Below are 16,765 nucleotides of genomic sequence, written 5' to 3' on the forward strand. Positions count from 1 at the left end.
CGCAGGTCGGCCGGGCTCGCGCAGGTCAGCCGGCGCGGCGGATCGGGCGGCGGGCCAGGTAGCGCAGCAGGTCCCGGATGTGGTGCTTCTCCTCGGCCGGCACGCTCGGGTCGGCCAGCCGTTGCAGGATCACCCGCACGTCCGCCTCGACCGGGCCATCGCTGCCCCGGGGGAGGCTTCCCGAGCCGGTGTCCGGCAGCCCCAGCGCCCGGAAGGCAGCCGCCACCGGGAGGTCCAGGGCGGAGCAGAAGCCCCGCACCTTGGCCAGTTCCGGGTAGTCCTGCCAGTCACCGGCCAGCCAGCGGAAGATGGTGGACCGGCCGACTCCGGTGTGGGCGGCCAGGTCGGTGACGGTCCATCCGCGTTCCTCGCGGGCGTCGTCGATAGCCCGGCGCACGAAGCGCGCGAACGCCATCTGTGGCGATATTTCTGCCGAACCCATCCGGTGGGTCTTCCCTCCCGACGGCACCTGACGGTGCGCTTATCCGAGAGTAGTACGGGTTTCGCCGGAAAATACTGACTGACTGATCAGGCAGGCACGGCTGGCGGCATCGGCTGGGGGTTAAAGAGCCGTTGTGGTCCGGTTGATCAGGGTTTCCAGCCGGGGTGTGATTCGCCACTGCTCGACCAGCTCCGCGTACTCCGCGCGCTGCTCAGCGGTGGGGGCCACATCCGTACGGCGGGCCCGGATGAGCAGGTTGCGGGGGGTGTGGGCGGAATCCACGAACTCGACCACCTCGGCCCGGTAGCCGTGCAGCCGCAGCAGCCCGGCCCGCAGCGCGTCGGTGAGGACGTCCGCGAAGCGCTCCCGCAGGATGCCCTGCCGGGTCAGCAGACCGTACGGGGTGGGTGCCCCACCGGCGCGCAGTTGCGTCGCCACATCGTGATGGCAGCAGGGTGCGGCCAACACCCAGCGGGCCCCCCACCGCACCGCACGGGCCAACGCCTCGTCCGTGGCGGTGTCGCAGGCGTGCAGGGCGAGAACGAGATCAGGTGCCGGCTCGACGACGGCGTCCGCGATGGTGCCGGCCACGAACCGCACCCGATCAGCCCAGCCGAGCCGTTCGGCCAGCTCGGTGTTGCGGCGGCGCTGGTCCTCGCGTACGTCCACCCCGACCAGTTCCACCTCCAGCCCGTGCTGGGAGAGGTACCGGTACGCGGCGAAGGTCAGGTACGCGTTGCCGCACCCTAGATCCACCACCCGCAGCGGGCCGGTCAGCCCGGCGGGCAACGTGGCCACCAGCGCCCGCAGGAAGGCGTCCACCTGCCGACGCTTCGCCGCCGAGCCGCCGATCTCGGCGAAAATCGGGTCACCGGGATCGAGCAGGTACTCCTTGGCCCGGTCGTGCCGCACCGCAGCCTGTTGCGCTGCGCTCGGCTGTTCCCCGTCGGCCGGGGCGACCGACCGGCGGTGCACCTGGGCCTCGCCCGACTTGGTGACCCGCAGTTGCAGGACGCTGTCCGTGGTCTCGACATGCCAGTTCCCGAACGGCTCGGCCAGCAGGGCCTCAACCGCCGCATCCGACTCCGGCCCCGGTGCCACATTCCGGGTGTACGGCCGGGCGCCGTCCGAGGTGGCGATCTGCAACCGGGGCCCGGCCTTGAGTACCACCGGCCGTAGCTCGGCCCGGACCACGGAAGGACGCTGACCACGCCGCCGCCCGGCGGCCACGGCCCGGGTCAGCCCGGACCCGAGCAGCATCGAGCGGACCTCGGCCAGGGCAACATCCAACGGTTCGGGCATGACCCCATCTTCCCTCCCGGGCTGCCCAGCCCCGCCGCCAGCCTGCCCGCCCGCTCGCGGCTGCCCCGCCGCAGCCTCCGCTGAAGGTCACGCTCGATGTGGGATCGAGTGGCCTCAGACGCGAACGAGGCCACTCGATCAAAGATCGAGCGTGATCTTGTCGACCCGGCCGGGGAGGGGGTGGCGAACGCAGAGCCGCACCGCCCTGGGGACGGTGCGGCATGGGTGTCGCTGGGGTCAGTCGGTGGCTTCGGCGGCCGTACCGGCGGTGGAGGCGGAGCCACGGCGGCGTCGGCGGCGACGGGGGCGTCCCGCCTCACCTGCGGCGCCCTCGGTGCCGGCGCTGGTCTCGACGGCCGTGGTCGCACCGACGGTGGCGTTCGCGTCCACACCGGCGATGACCTCGCCGTCCCGGCGACGTCGACGACGCCGGGGGGTACGGCTGCCGCCCTCGGTGACCTCGGTGGTCTCCGGCGCAGCCTCGCCCTCCTGGGCAGAGCGGCCCGCGGAACGTCCACGACCCTCGGCACGCCCGCGATCCTCACCGCGCCCGCTGTCGTTGCGGCCACGGTCCCGGCGGCGTCCGCCGCGCGGCTCGCCTCGGCGGGACCGGCCGCCACCCAGGTCCTCCTCGACCTCGGCGGAGAGCCCGGCCCGGGTGCGCTCGGCGGTCGGCAGGGTGCCGGTCACGTCGGTCGGGATGTGCAGGTCGGTGTAGAGGTGCGGGGAGGTGTGGTACGTCTCCTGCGGCTCGGGCATGTCCAGCCCGAGGGTCTTGTCGATGATCCGCCAGCGCGGCATGTCGTCCCAGTCGACGAAGGTCACCGCGACACCGCTCGCGCCCGCCCGGCCGGTGCGGCCGATGCGGTGGGTGTAGGTGTCCTGGTCTTCCGGGCAGTCGTAGTTGATCACGTGGGTGACGCCGGTGACGTCGATGCCCCGGGCCGCGACGTCGGTGGCGACCAGGGTGTCGATCTTCCCGGCCCGGAAGGCCCGCAGGGCCCGCTCGCGGGCGCCCTGGCCCAGGTCACCGTGCACGGCGGCGACCGCGAAGCCGCGGAAGTCGAGATCCTCGGCGACCCGGTCGGCGGCGCGCTTGGTCCGGGTGAAGATCATCGTCAGGCCACGGCTCTCCGCCTGGAGGATCCGGGCGACGATCTCGACCTTGTTCATCGAGTGGGTGCGGTAGACCAACTGCTCGGTCTGCGGGGACGGGCCGGTCTCCGCGGTGTGCCCGGCGTGGATCGTGACCGGGTGCCGCAGGAATCGCCGGGACAGGGTCACGATCGGGTCGGGCATGGTCGCCGAGAACAGCATGGTCTGCCGGTCCTCGGGCAGCATCGCCAGGATCCGCTCGACGTCGTCGAGGAAGCCCAGGTCGAGCATCCGGTCGGCCTCGTCCAACACCAGCGCCCGGATGCCGTTCAGGCGCAGGTGCTTCTGCTTGGCCAGGTCGAGCAGGCGGCCGGGCGTACCGACGAGGATCTCCACGCCCTTGCGCAGCGCCTCGACCTGCGGCTCGTACGCCACCCCGCCGTAGATCGGCAGCACGCGTACACCGCGGGTGCGGCCAGCGGCCGCGATGTCCTTGGCCACCTGGATGCCCAGCTCGCGGGTGGGTACCACGACGAGCGCCTGGGGCAGCCCGTCGCCGCTGCCCTCGCCGGGCGCGAAGACCCGCTCCAGCAGCGGTACGCCGAAGCCTAGGGTCTTGCCGGTGCCCGTCGGGGCCTGCCCGATCAGGTCGGCCCCGCGCAGCGCGATCGGCAGGGCGTACTCCTGGATGGCGAAGGCGCGGGTGATGCCGGCCGCGGCCAGCGCCTCGACGGTCTCGTCGCGGGCGCCCAGCTCGGCGAAGGTCGGTGCCTCCGGTCGGACCGGGGCAGTGGGGGCCAGTTCCTGGCCGTCTGTGAGGTCTTGAGTCAGCTCACTCATATGGATTTGGGGGTGCCCTCTCGTGGGTGCGCCCCGTCATGTCCTCAGGGCGCGTTCGGTATGGCGCGGGCCACACGGTCGGCGGCAGAAAGCCGAGCGGACCGGGCCGCACGCGCGCCGTGGGGTCGGACTTCGACTCGGGATCACCTGCGGATCGGGAAGCAATGCCATCCCAGATCCACTGCGATTCCGGCCGGATCGGCGCCTACGGCAACTCCTCCATGCTACCTGAACGGGCCATACGCTGTCCTGATTCCGCGCAAGCAAGCGTCACCGGGCAGGCTCTTACGTGATGTGTATCACCGGCAGCCCGGTCTGTCGACCAGGTCGGGCCTCTCGAAATTTCTGCCCGCAGATCCCGGTGTGTCCCCGTTCGGCGAAAACTGCGGGTTGCCCGTCTCGACCGCAACTTCTGCACCGCTGTGGGCTGATCGGGCTCGATGCGCCGGGTGTGCGGCCGGACTCCGACAAGATGCGCCGGGCGGAGGGCCGGACTCCGACAAGATGCGCCGGGCCGAGGGCCGGGCTACGTCGATGGCCGGAAGCGGGCTTCGCCGACCCGGAATGGCCAAGCGGCCGTCGATGGGGGTGGCGGCTGTCCCGGGGGTGACCGGCGTCGATCGTGGGGCGCTCACCACCTGAATCTGTCAGGGTGAGCAGTCAGGGGGCTTGATCCGGCGGCTGACCGACTCGCGCATCGCGCGGAGGGTCGCCGCCGGACCTACCAACTGGACCGTCAGCGGACGGTGAAACCCACCGCCCGGGGAGATGCCTCCGCGATCTCCACGTAGGCGACCTTGCTGACCGGCACGATGATCCGCCGGCCCTTCTCGTCGGTCAGGGACAGGGTGCCCTCACCTCGGGCGACGGCGTCGGTCACGATCCGCTCGATCTCTGCCGGCGACTGCGCGCTCTCCAGAACCAGTTCGCGGGGCGCGTACTGCACGCCGATCTTGACCTCCACTGTGCCTCCTCCGTCGGGCGAAATGGCCGCCGTGCGAAGGCTATCCGATCACAAGGTGCTAGTTCAGGCTGACTCACCTTGCAGCGGAAAGCTGGCGATGCCCCGCCAGGAGAGCGCCGCCACCAGCGCCTCGGCCTCGGCCTTGGGCACCGGACGGCCCCCGGCCAGCCAAAACTGTGCGGCGGTCTCGGCGGCACCGACCAGGCCGGAGGCGAGCAGCTCGGCGTGGGCCCGGCTCACTCCGGTGTCGGAGATGATGGTGTCGGTGATGGCGGCGATGCAGCCCTGCTCCACCCGCTCGACCCGCTGCCGCACGGCGGGGTCGTTGCGAAGGTCCGACTCGAAGACCAGCCGGAAGGCCTCGCTCTCGTGGTCGACGAAGTCGAAGTAGGCCCGCACGGACGCCCCGACCCGCTCCTTGTTGTCGGTGGTACTGGCCATGGCATCGTGCACCTTGGCGACGATGGCGTCACAGTGCGTGTCGAGCAGGGCCAGGTACAGCTCCATCTTTCCGGGGAAGTGTTGGTACAACACCGGCTTGGAGACTCCCGCCCGCTCGGCGATGTCGTCCATGGCTGCGGCGTGGTAACCCTGCGCGACGAACACCTCCTGAGCTGCGGCGAGCAGCTGCTTACGGCGTGCCGAACGAGGTAGGCGCGTGGGCCGGCCGGCGGTCTGGGCGCCGTTCCCCGCAGCGGTCATCAGAACCTCCGAGGTCGTCGTGCGGACCGGCATTTCTGTCAAACCGACCAGGGCCTGGAGGGCCCCGGGCGGAATTGGCCCGCCGCTGTAACTTATCGCCACTGTCGCCACACGGTAGCCTCAGCGGGGGCGACCAAGGAGCGCGCGGTGAGTGAAACAGGACAGCCCGGTGCCGCCACCCCGGGAGAGCACGGCGACGGTACGGGTCAGCATGATGACCTGGGCCGTTCCGGCAACGGGTGGGCGCCGCCGACCGGGGGTTGGTCCTGGAGCGCGGAAAGCTCCCAGGAGACCGGGGAACGCTGGCGGGTGATTCCGCCGCCGACCGGCTGGTCCACGGCCTCGCCCCCCTACGCCGACCTGCCGGCCCCACCCGGAGAGCCGGTGCCGCAGCGGTCCGAGGGAGTCAACGGTCAGCAGGTCAACGGCAGGTACCCCGGTGCGAACGAGCCTTCCGCCGACTGGCACGCCCCGGTGAGTGCCCCGCCCGGGTCCCGTGATTCCGGCCACCACCCTGGTCACGAGCGCCTGGTGCTGCCGGCACCGCGCCCCGTACCGGCCAGTGAGCAATCCGCACCCCCCACCGGCCTACCGACCTCCGCGCCACCGGCCGGGGGCCTGTCGGCCCCGGTGCACGCTGCCCCGACCTCGGCCCCGCCGATGACCGGCCTGCCCACCTCTGGGCCGCCCACTGGCCTGCCCACCTCGGCCCCGCCGGTGAGCGGCCCGCCGATCTCCGGGCCACCGATGAGTGGCCTGCCCACTTCAGCGCCGCCGGTCAGTGGCCTGCCCGCCTCCGGGCCACCGGTGAGTGGTCTGCCGACGTCGGCTCCGCCGGTGACCGGCCTGCCGACCTCGTCGCCGACCGTGCAGGTGCCGCCGGTCGGCACCGCCGCCTCGGGCTTCGAGATGCCCCCTGGGCTGCACGCGCCCACCGCGGAGCGCCACCGGGAGGAGTCGGCCGGCCCGGCGTCGCACGGGTGGGAGGACTCCAACGGGGCCAACCGGTGGGGGCCCGCCGAGGCCGTTGCCGCCGAGCCGACTGACCCGGCACCGACCGACCAGGCCGGGCTCCGGCTACCGGCGGCCGCCGAGCAGCCGGACTGGGCCCGGTCGACTCCGACCAGCGAATGGGCTCCTTCGTGGGCCCGGGGTGAGGGGGACTCACCAGGTCGACGCTCGCGTGACACTCCGGCTCAGACCTGGGCCCACGAGCCCAGTCGGCCGTACGAGCCGGTGCGCGCCGCGCCGAGCCGTTCCTACGAGCCGGTACCCGTGCAACCAACCCGACCGTACGAGGGATTTCGCTCCTCGGGTCAGGGGCCGGAGCCGACCCCCGGTCAGCCGGAGCAGGCCGTCCCCAGTTGGGCTCAGTCCGACCCCGGCGTGACGGCCGGGCAGAACCCGCCCGGTAGGGCCGAGCAGGATCCCTCCGGCAGGGCTGAGCGCGATCCAGTTGAGCACGACATGCCCGGCAGGACTGAGCAGGATCCGCCTGTCGGAGCTGAACAGGACCTGTCCGGTAGGGCTGAGCCAGAGTTACCCGGGCGGGCTGAGCAGACCTTCTCCGACCGGCCGAGTTGGGCGATGCCGCCGACCAGCGCCCCGATGGAGCGACCGACCTGGGCTCCTCGGGCCGCCGACGAACGGCCGGTGACCGGCCCGACCGCGCAGCCGCCGGAGCGTCCGGCCTGGGCCCGCCCGGTCAGCGCCGCGCCGGCCGAGGAGGGGCTGCCCTGGGGCGCCCAGCCGCCGTCGGAGGAGCAGGGGCGCTGGGGCACCCGAGCAGCTCAGCCGCCGATGGAGGAGCAGGGGCCCTGGGCGCACGGCCCGACCAGCGCCCCACCGGCCAGCGGGTCGACCTACCGGGAGGCACCCGGGGCCCATTTGGCCGCCGCCCCGGAAGCCACGCCGGATCCATGGGCCACCGCTGCGGCCAGATCCGCCGCTGAACTCAGCCCTACCGCCGACCTCAGGCCGACCACCGACCCGATGCCGACCGCAGACCTCAGGCCGACCTCTGGTGCCGGGCCGGTCGCCGATCACCGGCAGCCGACCGACCTGTCTGTTCACCGACCCTTCCGGCTTCGTCCGGTCTCCGACGAGCCGGCCCCGACTCGTTCCGCGGCTACCCCCGGCCAGCCTGACCCGACTCCGGTTCCCGCCGATGCGCTGACCGGGATGAACGCCGCGGGGGCGGGCCGCCACGAGCAGAGCCATGCCGCCAACGGGTCGACGAACTCGGCCCCTTACGCGGCACGTCGGTCCGCGCCGGAACCCGTACCGCCGGTGGAACCGGGCGGGGGTCGGTCGCCGGACGGCACAGCGGCGGTGTTGCCCCAGCGCGTCCCCGCCGAACCGGACGTGCCCCTCGTTCCGGAGCCGCCTGCCGTGGATCCACCTGCCGAAACGCCGGAACTCGCCCGGATCGCCACCCATCTGCGCCGCGATGACGAGCCGGCACCGCTGCGCGACCGGCCGGAGGGCTTCGACGTCAACGCGATCCTCGACGCGGTCCGAGGGGTCGAGGGGGTACGCGATGCGTCGCTGCGCCGTACCCCGGCGGGTGCCCACAGCCTGCGTCTGGACCTCTCAGACGGTGCCGACCCGGCCGAGGTCAGCCGGCAGGTGGCCCGGCTGCTCCAGGAGCGGATGGGTCTTGCCGCCGCACCGCGCGGCGTGCCGGTGACACCGGCCGCGCCGGTGCGACGTCGGTCCGCGGACAACCGGGGTGGCGACGGCGAGAGCCGGGCCGGCGGCGAGCCTCGACGCCCGACCAACCGACCGGCGGGCGCCCGTACGGAAGGCGTGGCGACCCGCACCGAAGCCGCGCCGGATCAGTTGCGGCGTAGACGTCCGGCACCCTCACCCAACAGTGGCCGGGCCGCCGTGGAGGAGCCCGGCGCGACCGGGAGCCCGGCGACCCTGGGCGCCTCGTACTCCGGTGGGCAGTTGACCACCACGGAGTCCGCGCCGTCGCGGCCGTTGGACACCGGCGGGCGTCCCGGTCCCCGGGTGGTGCTCGACCACGTGCAGGTCAGCACCTTCGGGCTGGACGCCACCGTCGAGGTCCGGCTGGTCGCGGGGGAGCACAGTGCCGCCGGGTACGCCACCGGCCCGGCGGTCGACGGTTACGTGCTGCGGCTCTGTGCGGTAGCGGCCGCGGCCTCGATCGACGAGTTGTTGCGGGGTGCCGGCGGTCCGGTGGAGGGCGGACGGTGCTTCGTCGAACATGCCGCCGTGGTGCCCTTCGGCAACTGTGAGGTGGCCACCGTGGTGGCGTTGCTGGTCTGCGACGGGTGGGTGGAGCAACTGGCCGGGTCCGCCCTGGTCGCCGGTGATCCCCGACAGGCGGTGGTACGCGCCACACTGGCTGCGGTGAATCGTCGGCTGGAGGCCCTGCTGGCCTGAGGGGCACCCGGGCAGACTGGAATGGTGAAGCCTGCTCGTCTCTCCTCCGACCGGCTGCTGCCCGCCCACTCGGTGCCACCACCCTGGCCCGGTCGGGAGGTACGGCTAGACGGCACGGTCACCTACGTGCGCGACACCCCGGCTACCGGGCCGGACGCCGAACCGGCGCTGTACGTGCACGGGCTGGGTGGTTCCTCGCAGAACTGGACCGACCTGGCCGGTCTGCTGGCCGACCGGCTGGACGGTCAGGCCATCGACCTGCCGGGCTTCGGTCGCAGCGAGCCGGGTCTGCGGTACACCGTGCCCTTCTTCGCGCAACGGGTGATCCGCTGGATCGAGCACTCAGGCCGGGGGCCGGTGCACCTGTTCGGCAACTCGCTGGGCGGGGCCATCTCGGTCCGGGTGGCCGCGCTGCGCCCGGACCTGGTCCGTACCTTGACCCTGGTCTCGCCGGCCCTGCCGTTCCTGAACTTCCGCCGGTCGTTGCAGGGCCGGATGCTCCCCGTGCTGGCTGTTCCCCGGGGCGAGCGGCTGGTCGCCTGGCGGCTGGCCCAGATGGCCCCGGAGGTGATGGCGCAGCAGGTGATGGAGTCCTGTGTGGCCGACCTGAGCCGGATCTGCGATCAGCGTCGACAGGAGGCGCTGGAGGAGATCCGGGTGCGCTACCAGGCGGAGCACTACGCCGCAGCCTATGTGCGTACCTTCCGGGGGTTGGTTCACAGCTTCCTACGGTCGTACCTGCCGGGGGCGGACTCGCTGTGGCGGCTGGCCCGTTCCGTGCAGGCGCCGACACTGGTCGTCGGTGGTCGGCGGGACCGGTTGGTCGACGTCCGGGTGGCGCCGCAGACCGCACGGGCCATTCCGGACAGTCGACTGTTGATGCTCGACGGGGTGGGCCATGTGGCCCAACTGGAGGTGCCGCGCCTGGTGGCTCGGGCCGTGGTCGGGCTGCTCACCGAGACGGGGGACGCGAGGTACCGGTCAGACCTGGCAGGATGACCGGGATGGTCACCCCTCGTAGCCACCGCCGGCATCCTGGCCGACACACCAGTCGCGGGGCTTCCTCCGGGCAAGGCGTCGACCGGCGGGCCGGCCACCGGCCCAGGGTCGCCGTCCGGGTGGGGGTGCTGGCGGCGGTGGGTGCCGCGGTGATGCTGGTGGCCGGGGGTACGGGTTGGCTCCCCGGCCCGGCCGACGCCGACGAGGTGCAGGCGGTCCCGCCACCGGTGTCGGCGGTCGTACCGTCACCGGCGACGCCGTCCTCCGCGCCTGCGGTGGCAAGTCCTTCCCCGGCGGCGCCGGTGTTGCAGCAGCCCGGGCGGGTGCCCTCGGCGGGGCGGGGTCGCTTCGACTACGACGAGCGGACCGGCCCGGTGCTGGGGAAGTCCGGTGGGCTTCAGCGGTACCGGGTGGCGGTGGAGTCCGGCGCGAAGGTCGATCCGGGCGAGTTCGGGCTGGTCGTGCAGGAGGCGTTGACCGGGCCGGGCAGCTGGGTGGACAGTGGCCGACTGCGGTTGCGTCAGGTGCCGACCTCGTCCCGGTACGACTTCACCGTCTACCTGGCCACGGCGGCGACGGCGGGCCGGATGTGCGCGGCCGGCGGGGTGGACATCCGGGTAGGTGGGCGGCCCTACACCTCCTGCCGGGCCCCCGGGAAGGTGATCATCAACCTGGAGCGGTGGCGGCGGTCGGTGCCGCACTTCGTCGAGGCGAAGGTGCCCCTGTCGGTCTACCGCACGTACGTGATCAACCATGAGGTCGGGCACCAGTTGGGCAACCGGCACGAGCGTTGCCCGGGGCGGGGCCGACCGGCCCCGGTGATGATGCAGCAGACCCTGTTCCTCAAGGGCTGCAAGGCCAACCCCTGGCCGTACCTCGATGGTCGGCGCTACGCCGGTCCGCCCCTGTGACCGGTCCAAGCTGACCCGAGACATTTCCAGTTTGCGCCGATTCGACCTGACATGGGTGAGACGATCGGGTCATGCCCTCTTCACCCCTTGCTGGGCGCCCGGGCGGTTCGGTTCCCGCAGCGCGGCTGCGACGGCACTGGCTGGCCGTACCCCTGGGTCTGCTGATGCTCGCGGTCGTCGTGCTGGCCGTGCTGGGCCTCAAGGATGACCCGGCGGGGGAGCCGGACGGCCGGAGCCGGCCCGCGCAGGGCCTGGTGCAGCAGCCACCGGAACCGAGCCCGTACCCGAGCGCCGGTAGCGGGCAGTTCCTGGTCGCCGACGCGGAGTCCCCGGTGTACGGGTTGGACGGGCCGCTCGTGCGCTACCGGGTGGCCGTCGAGCAGGAGGCCGGTACGGAGGCGGCCGATTTCGCGGCCGAGGTCGACGGGGTGCTGTCCGATCCGCGTAGCTGGATCGGGTCGGGGGACCTGCGGGTGCAGCGGGTAGCCGAGTTCGACCGGGCCGACTTCACCGTCTACCTGGCCACCCCGCTGACCTCGGAGCGGATGTGCGCCGTCGGCGGCCTGAGCACGGAGGGCTACACCTCCTGCCGGCTCCCCGGCGAGGTGATCATCAATCTGGCGCGGTGGCGGGAGGCGGTGCCGGACTACGGGGCACCGCTGGCGGTCTACCGGGCCTACGTGATCAACCACGAGGTGGGGCACGAGTTCGGTGAGTGGCACGCGGAGTGCCCGGGGCCGGGACTGCCGGCCCCGGTCATGCAACAGCAGACGTACGGCCTGGCCGGTTGCCTGGCCAACGGTTGGCCCTACCCCGACGGCCCCCGGTACGCCGATGACCTGATCCCCTAATGGGAGCTACCGGGTCAGCCGTTGGCAGACTCGGTGCCTGGTAGCCGCGGGCGGGTGAGCACTTTCATCCCCTGGACCGATGTCGAGTCCTAGGGTCAGACCGTGCCCCCGCTCGTGGTCGGGAGACGGATGGCTGATGGGGTGTCGTGCCTGCCGAGAACGTTGGCGTGAGCACTGGTCCATTAGGGCGCTGAGGTCTTCCGCGGGCTGCTGACATGGGAGCCGTGACGCAGCGGAGGCATGTAGTGCTGTTCGTGGGTGACGATTGGGCCGAAGACCACCACGATGTGGAGGTACAGGACGAACATGGCCGGGCGATGCGCACCGCCCGGCTGTCTGAGGGCGTGGACGGGATGGCCCGGTTCCATGAGCTCGTCGCCCGGTTCCTGCCTGAGGACGCGAAACCGTCGGATGTCCTCGTCTGCATCGAGACCGACCGCGGCCCGTGGGTACGGGCCCTGATCGCGGCTGGCTACCAGGTCTACGGGGTGAACCCGAAACAGGCAGCCCGGCACCGTGAGCTGCTGTCATTGTCCGGAGCCAAGAGCGACAAGGCCGACGCGCACACCCTGGCCGACATGGTCCGGACCTGTCGCCACCAGCTGCGCCAGGTCGCTGCGGACTCCGACATCGCCGAGGCAGTCAAGGTCGTGGCCCGGGCCCACCAGACGCTGATCTGGGAACGCACCCGGCACATGCTGCGGCTACGGGCGGCACTGCGTGACTACTTCCCGGCCGCGCTGGCCGCCTACCAGGTGTTGACGCTCACGGGCGCCGACGCTCTCGAACTGCTGGCCAAGGCGCCCACGCCCGCCGCGGCGGCGAAGCTGACCATCGGGCAGATCAGCGCCGTGTTGAACAAGGCCCGCCGCCGGGACATTCCGGCCAAGGCCGCCGCGATACAGCGGGCCCTGCGCACCGAACACCTGGGCCAGGCCGACATCGTCGCCGGCGCCTACGCGGCCACCGTCCGCGCCACCGTCGCAGTCCTGCAAACCCTCAACACCGAGATCCGCACCCTCGAAGGGCAGGTCGAGGCCCATTTTGGCCAGCACCCGGACGCTGAGGTCTACCTCAGCCAGCCCGGCATCGGCGTCATCCTCGGCGCCCGGGTGCTCGCAGAGTTCGGCGACGCGGCAGGCCGCTACGCCAGCGCCAAGTCCCGCAAGAACTACGCCGGCACCGCACCGATCACCCGCCAGTCCGGCAAATCCAAGACCGTCCACGCCCGGTTCATCCACAACGATCGCCTCGTCGACGCCTTACACATGCAGGCCAGCGCCGCGGTCCTGCACGACCCCGGCAGCCGCGCCTACTACGACGAACTCCGCGCCCGCGACATCGGCCACAACGCCGCCCTACGCCAGGTCGGCAACCGCCTCGTCGGAATCCTCCACGGCTGCCTCAAAACCACCACCGTCTACGACAAGAACACTGCCTGGTCACACCGTGAGCTAACCGCCGCAGCTTGACACCTCAGCTCCTGGGGTGTCTGACCCGCCCGCCGGCCGGTCCCCGGTTATTCCCGCTCCCGTATGCCGGGCTACGTGTCCCCGCTCATGGCCGACGGCCATGTCGGCGAGCAACAATGGCCCGGTTGTCCGCCATCGATTCCGGGGAGTTCACCGTGTCGTTGCCCCCGCTCGTCGAACCCGCCGCCGAGCTGACCGTTGACGAGATCCGTCGCTACTCCCGTCACCTGATCATTCCGGATGTCGGGGTGACCGGTCAGAAGCGGCTGAAGAACGCCCGGGTGCTCTGCGTCGGCGCCGGTGGCCTCGGTTCCCCCGCCCTGATGTACCTGGCCGCCGCCGGGGTCGGCACCCTGGGCATCATCGACTTCGACACCGTCGACGAGTCGAACCTCCAGCGGCAGATCATCCACGGGGTCTCCGACATCGGCCGCTCCAAGGCCGAGTCGGCCGCGGCGAGCATCCGCGAGATCAACCCCCTGGTCAACGTGGAGATCCACAACACCGCCCTGGACCGGGACAACGTCCGCGAGATCTTCGCCCAGTACGACCTGATCGTCGACGGTACGGACAACTTCGCCACCCGTTACATGGTCAACGACGCGGCGGTGCTGCTCGGCAAGCCGTACGTCTGGGGGTCGATCTACCGGTTCGACGGCCAGGCCTCGGTGTTCTGGGCCGAGCACGGTCCCTGCTACCGCTGCCTCTACCCGGAGCCCCCGCCGCCCGGCATGGTCCCCTCCTGCGCCGAGGGCGGGGTGCTCGGTGTGCTCTGCGCCTCGATCGGTTCGATCCAGGTCAACGAGGCGATCAAGCTGCTCGCCGGTGTCGGTGAGCCGCTGGTCGGCCGGCTGATGGTCTACGACGCCCTGGAGATGAGCTACCGCAAGATCAAGGTCCGCAAGGACCCGAACTGCGTGCTCTGCGGCGAGAACCCGACCCTGACCGACCTGATGGAGGACTACGAGGACTTCTGCGGCGCGGTGTCCGTCGAGGCCCAGGAGGCCGTGGTCGACGCCACCATCACCGCCGCCGAGCTGAAGGAGTGGCAGGACGCCGGCAAGGACATCTTCCTGGTCGACGTCCGGGAGCCGGCCGAGTACGAGATCGTCCGCATCCCCGGCGCCACCCTGATCCCCAAGGGCGAGATCCTCTCCGGGGAGGCGCTGTCCAAGCTGCCGCAGGACAAGCAGGTCGTGCTGCACTGCAAGTCCGGGGTCCGCTCCGCCGAGGCCCTGGCCGCGCTCAAGGCGGCCGGCTTCCGCGACGCCGTGCACGTGCAGGGCGGGGTGCTCTCCTGGATCAAGCAGATCGACCCCTCCCTCCCGACCTACTGAGGGTGTAAGGAAGGGCCCCTTCTTAACGCCTCCGGTAGAGCAGGGGTCCCTTCTTAACATCCGCCGCAACGCCCTGCTCACACCTGCCGTCCGGGCCGATGTCGGCTGCCCGATTCGCCGAGGCGAGATCACGTATGCGCCGGTAGCCTGACCGCCGTGGTCGACATCGACGCCGCGATCGGGTTCGTGGTGGCACACGGGGACGCGGTGGAACGTGCCCGCCTCTCCTGGCTGCGTACCGGCGCGCCGCCGTCACCCGAGACGCTCGACAGCGCCGAGGTCGGGCAGACCCTGGGCGGAGGCTGGCCGGCCTCCTGGGGCGACGAGATCGCGTCGGTCGACGCCACCTGCTTCCGCCTCGCCGAACTGGACGACCTGGGCGCCCTCAGCCGCCCGGCCGCCCGCCGGGCCCTGGACTGGCTGGCCGCCGCCCAGCAGCGGGACGGCTGCTGGGAGGAGGACGAGGCCCTGGCCGAGGTGGCCCCGGAGTGGGCCCGGCCGGGAGACCCGGAGGCCCGGCTCTACCTGACCGCCAACGCGGCCTTCTGGCTCACCGTGGCCGGGCTGGACGCCCGCGCCGCCGGGCCGCTGGACCACCGGGTCGGTGGGGCGTACGCCGGGGTGGTGCAGGCCGCGGGGCAGGCGCTGGCCGCCCACCTCAACCCCGACGGCAGTTGGCCGTCCTTCCTGGCCACCGGCTGGCTGACCGCAGCGGTACTGCACCGCCAGCAGCTGTTCTACGAGTCGGCGCGGATCAAGGCCGTGCTCGCCGAGCGTCTCCCGCAGGCCTCACCCGCCGACGCGGCCTGGCTGGCCTCGACCCTGCGTCGGGTCGGCGTCGACGAGCAGGAGTGGACCCTGGTGGCGGCCCGCCGCCGACTGGCCGAGACCCAACGCAGCGACGGCGGCTGGACCAGCGACGACGGCCACCAGTTCGACGTACACACCACCCTCGCCGTAATCCGCGCCTTCCGCTGACCCCCCACCACCCTCCCCGAGCGCCGCCCGCCCCGCGCCCCCACGACGCCGCGAGCCCTCACCTCCCGCGATCTTGCACTTTCGGTCGGGGCAAAGCCGGCATATCGGGGCGAATTGGCGACCAAAAGTGCAAGATCGCGGGGGCGGGGCAGGGGCGCGGGCGCGGGGTGAGGGCGGGGGTGGGGTGGGTTTAGCGGAGGTGGCCGGTGCCGGTTACCACGTACTTGGTGCTGGTGAGTTCGGGTAGGGCCATGGGGCCTCGGGCGTGCAGCTTCTGGGTGGAGATGCCGATCTCCGCGCCGAAGCCGAACTCGCCGCCGTCGGTGAACCGGGTCGAGGCGTTCACCATCACCGCGGCTGAGTCGACCCGGGCCACGAACTCCCGGGCGGCCGCCTGGGAGTCGGTGACGATGGCCTCGGTGTGGCCGGTGCCGTACTGCCGGATGTGTGCGACCGCCGCGTCGAGGGAGTCGACGACGGCGACCGAGATGTCCGCGGAGAGGTACTCGGTGGTGAAGTCCTCCTCGGTGGCCGGGACCACGGCCTCGGAGTAGGTGGCCGTCCGGGCATCGCCGTGCACGGTGACCCCGGCCTCGGCGAAGGCGGTCAGCATCGCCGGCAGGAAGTCGTCGGCGACGGCCGCGTGCACCAGCAGGGACTCCGCGGTGTTGCAGGTAGACAGCCGCTGCGTCTTGGCGTTCAGGGCGATGGACAGGGCCATCGACAGGTCGGCGGCGGCGTCCACGTAGACGTGGCAGTTGCCCACCCCGGTCTCGATCACCGGCACGGTGGACTCCTCGACCACGGCCCGGATCAGTGACGCCCCGCCGCGCGGGATCAGCACGTCCACCAGGCCCCGGGCCCGCATCAGTTCCTTGACGGAGTCGCGGGTGCTGGAGTCGAGCAGTTGCACCGCGTCCGCCGGCAGGCCGGCACCGACGATCGCGTCCCGCAGCACCGCGACCAGCGCGGCGTTGGAGTGCGCGGCCGAGGAGGAACCGCGCAGCAGGGCCGCGTTTCCGGACTTCAGGCAGATGCCGGCGGCGTCCACGGTGACGTTCGGCCGTCCCTCGTAGATGATGCCGACCACCCCGAAGGGCACCCGGATCTGCCGCAGTTCCAGCCCGTTGGGCAGGGTCGAGCCGCGTACCACCTCACCCACCGGGTCGGGCAGGGCGGCCATCTGCCGCAGGGCGTCCGCGATGCCGGCCATCCGGCCCTCGTCGAGGGCGAGCCGGTCCAGCACGGCCGCGCTCAGCCCGGCTTCGCGTCCGGCCGCCAGGTCCGCGGCGTTCGCGGCGAGGATCTCGGGGGTACGCGCCAACAGCGCATCGGCCATCGCGTTCAGCGCGGCATCCTTGGCGGTACGCGTCGCCGTCGCCAGTGTCTCCGCCGCGATCCGCGCCCGACGCGCCTGCTCGCTAACGTTCATCCCATGCTCCTCAAGTGTTAGGAGGGGGC

General features: G+C 72.0%; 11 protein-coding genes and 2 pseudogenes. 7 read left to right on the top strand and 6 right to left on the bottom strand.

What is annotated here, in order from left to right:
• Positions 1-25 precede the first annotated feature (25 nt).
• The 5 genes from OIE53_RS25345 to OIE53_RS25365 form a co-directional block, all read right to left on the bottom strand.
• Positions 26-442, bottom strand: coding sequence for a helix-turn-helix domain-containing protein (locus OIE53_RS25345; RefSeq protein WP_327023979.1), 417 nt, complete (start codon positions 440-442; stop codon positions 26-28).
• Positions 443-562: 120 nt separating this feature from the next.
• Positions 563-1,744, bottom strand: coding sequence for a class I SAM-dependent methyltransferase (locus OIE53_RS25350; protein ID WP_327023980.1), 1,182 nt, complete (start codon positions 1,742-1,744; stop codon positions 563-565).
• A 237-nt stretch (positions 1,745-1,981) separates the two neighbouring features.
• Entirely contained in the window at positions 1,982-3,679 is a 1,698-nt protein-coding gene (locus tag OIE53_RS25355) for a DEAD/DEAH box helicase (RefSeq protein WP_327023981.1), read from the bottom strand.
• Between the two features lie 736 nt (positions 3,680-4,415).
• Positions 4,416-4,643: a DUF3107 domain-containing protein gene (locus OIE53_RS25360; RefSeq protein ID WP_013736008.1), complete on the bottom strand. Its 228-nt coding sequence runs from the start codon at positions 4,641-4,643 to the stop codon at positions 4,416-4,418.
• A 63-nt stretch (positions 4,644-4,706) separates the two neighbouring features.
• On the bottom strand, positions 4,707-5,345 hold the full coding sequence (locus OIE53_RS25365; protein ID WP_327023982.1) for a TetR/AcrR family transcriptional regulator: 639 nt from the start codon (positions 5,343-5,345) through the stop codon (positions 4,707-4,709).
• A gap of 2,154 nt (positions 5,346-7,499) precedes the next feature.
• Between OIE53_RS25365 and OIE53_RS25370 the strand changes: the two are divergent.
• From OIE53_RS25370 to OIE53_RS25400, 7 genes and pseudogenes are all read left to right on the top strand, one after another.
• Positions 7,500-8,756: pseudogene (locus OIE53_RS25370) on the top strand (hypothetical protein); the annotation flags it as partial.
• Positions 8,757-8,780: 24 nt separating this feature from the next.
• Complete coding sequence (locus tag OIE53_RS25375) at positions 8,781-9,755, top strand: alpha/beta fold hydrolase (RefSeq protein WP_393340185.1); 975 nt, start codon at positions 8,781-8,783, stop codon at positions 9,753-9,755.
• 5 nt (positions 9,756-9,760) lie between these two features.
• Positions 9,761-10,666, top strand: a complete 906-nt coding sequence (locus OIE53_RS25380; protein ID WP_327023984.1) for a DUF3152 domain-containing protein — start codon at positions 9,761-9,763, stop codon at positions 10,664-10,666.
• Positions 10,667-10,737: 71 nt separating this feature from the next.
• Positions 10,738-11,517, top strand: a complete 780-nt coding sequence (locus tag OIE53_RS25385) for a DUF3152 domain-containing protein (protein WP_327023985.1) — start codon at positions 10,738-10,740, stop codon at positions 11,515-11,517.
• A 245-nt stretch (positions 11,518-11,762) separates the two neighbouring features.
• Complete coding sequence (locus OIE53_RS25390) at positions 11,763-12,989, top strand: IS110 family transposase (RefSeq protein ID WP_327027412.1); 1,227 nt, start codon at positions 11,763-11,765, stop codon at positions 12,987-12,989.
• Between the two features lie 87 nt (positions 12,990-13,076).
• Positions 13,077-14,326, top strand: a pseudogene (gene moeZ, locus OIE53_RS25395) (adenylyltransferase/sulfurtransferase MoeZ).
• A gap of 156 nt (positions 14,327-14,482) precedes the next feature.
• On the top strand, positions 14,483-15,304 hold the full coding sequence (locus tag OIE53_RS25400; protein WP_327023987.1) for a prenyltransferase/squalene oxidase repeat-containing protein: 822 nt from the start codon (positions 14,483-14,485) through the stop codon (positions 15,302-15,304).
• Positions 15,305-15,494: 190 nt separating this feature from the next.
• Here the strand turns inward: OIE53_RS25400 and OIE53_RS25405 are convergent, their stop codons facing one another.
• Positions 15,495-16,736 carry a glutamate-5-semialdehyde dehydrogenase gene (locus OIE53_RS25405; protein ID WP_327023988.1) on the bottom strand — a complete coding sequence of 414 codons (1,242 nt, stop codon included), beginning with the start codon at positions 16,734-16,736 and terminating at the stop codon, positions 15,495-15,497.
• Between the last annotated feature and the right edge of the window lie 29 nt (positions 16,737-16,765).

Origin of the sequence: Micromonospora sp. NBC_01739 (assembly GCF_035920385.1) — a bacterium.
Classification (GTDB): Bacteria; Actinomycetota; Actinomycetes; order Mycobacteriales; family Micromonosporaceae; genus Micromonospora.

Bases quoted from the DNA above. Each gene is read 5' to 3' on its own strand.
- OIE53_RS25350 (WP_327023980.1), bottom strand. From the start codon at position 1,744: ATGCCCGAACCGTTGGATGTTGCCCTGGCCGAGGTCCGCTCGATGCTG.
- OIE53_RS25380 (WP_327023984.1), top strand. From the start codon at position 9,761: ATGGTCACCCCTCGTAGCCACCGCCGGCATCCTGGCCGACACACCAGT.
- OIE53_RS25355 (WP_327023981.1), bottom strand. From the start codon at position 3,679: ATGAGTGAGCTGACTCAAGACCTCACAGACGGCCAGGAACTGGCCCCC.
- OIE53_RS25345 (WP_327023979.1), bottom strand. From the start codon at position 442: ATGGGTTCGGCAGAAATATCGCCACAGATGGCGTTCGCGCGCTTCGTG.
- OIE53_RS25385 (WP_327023985.1), top strand. From the start codon at position 10,738: ATGCCCTCTTCACCCCTTGCTGGGCGCCCGGGCGGTTCGGTTCCCGCA.
- OIE53_RS25365 (WP_327023982.1), bottom strand. From the start codon at position 5,345: ATGACCGCTGCGGGGAACGGCGCCCAGACCGCCGGCCGGCCCACGCGC.
- OIE53_RS25405 (WP_327023988.1), bottom strand. From the start codon at position 16,736: ATGAACGTTAGCGAGCAGGCGCGTCGGGCGCGGATCGCGGCGGAGACA.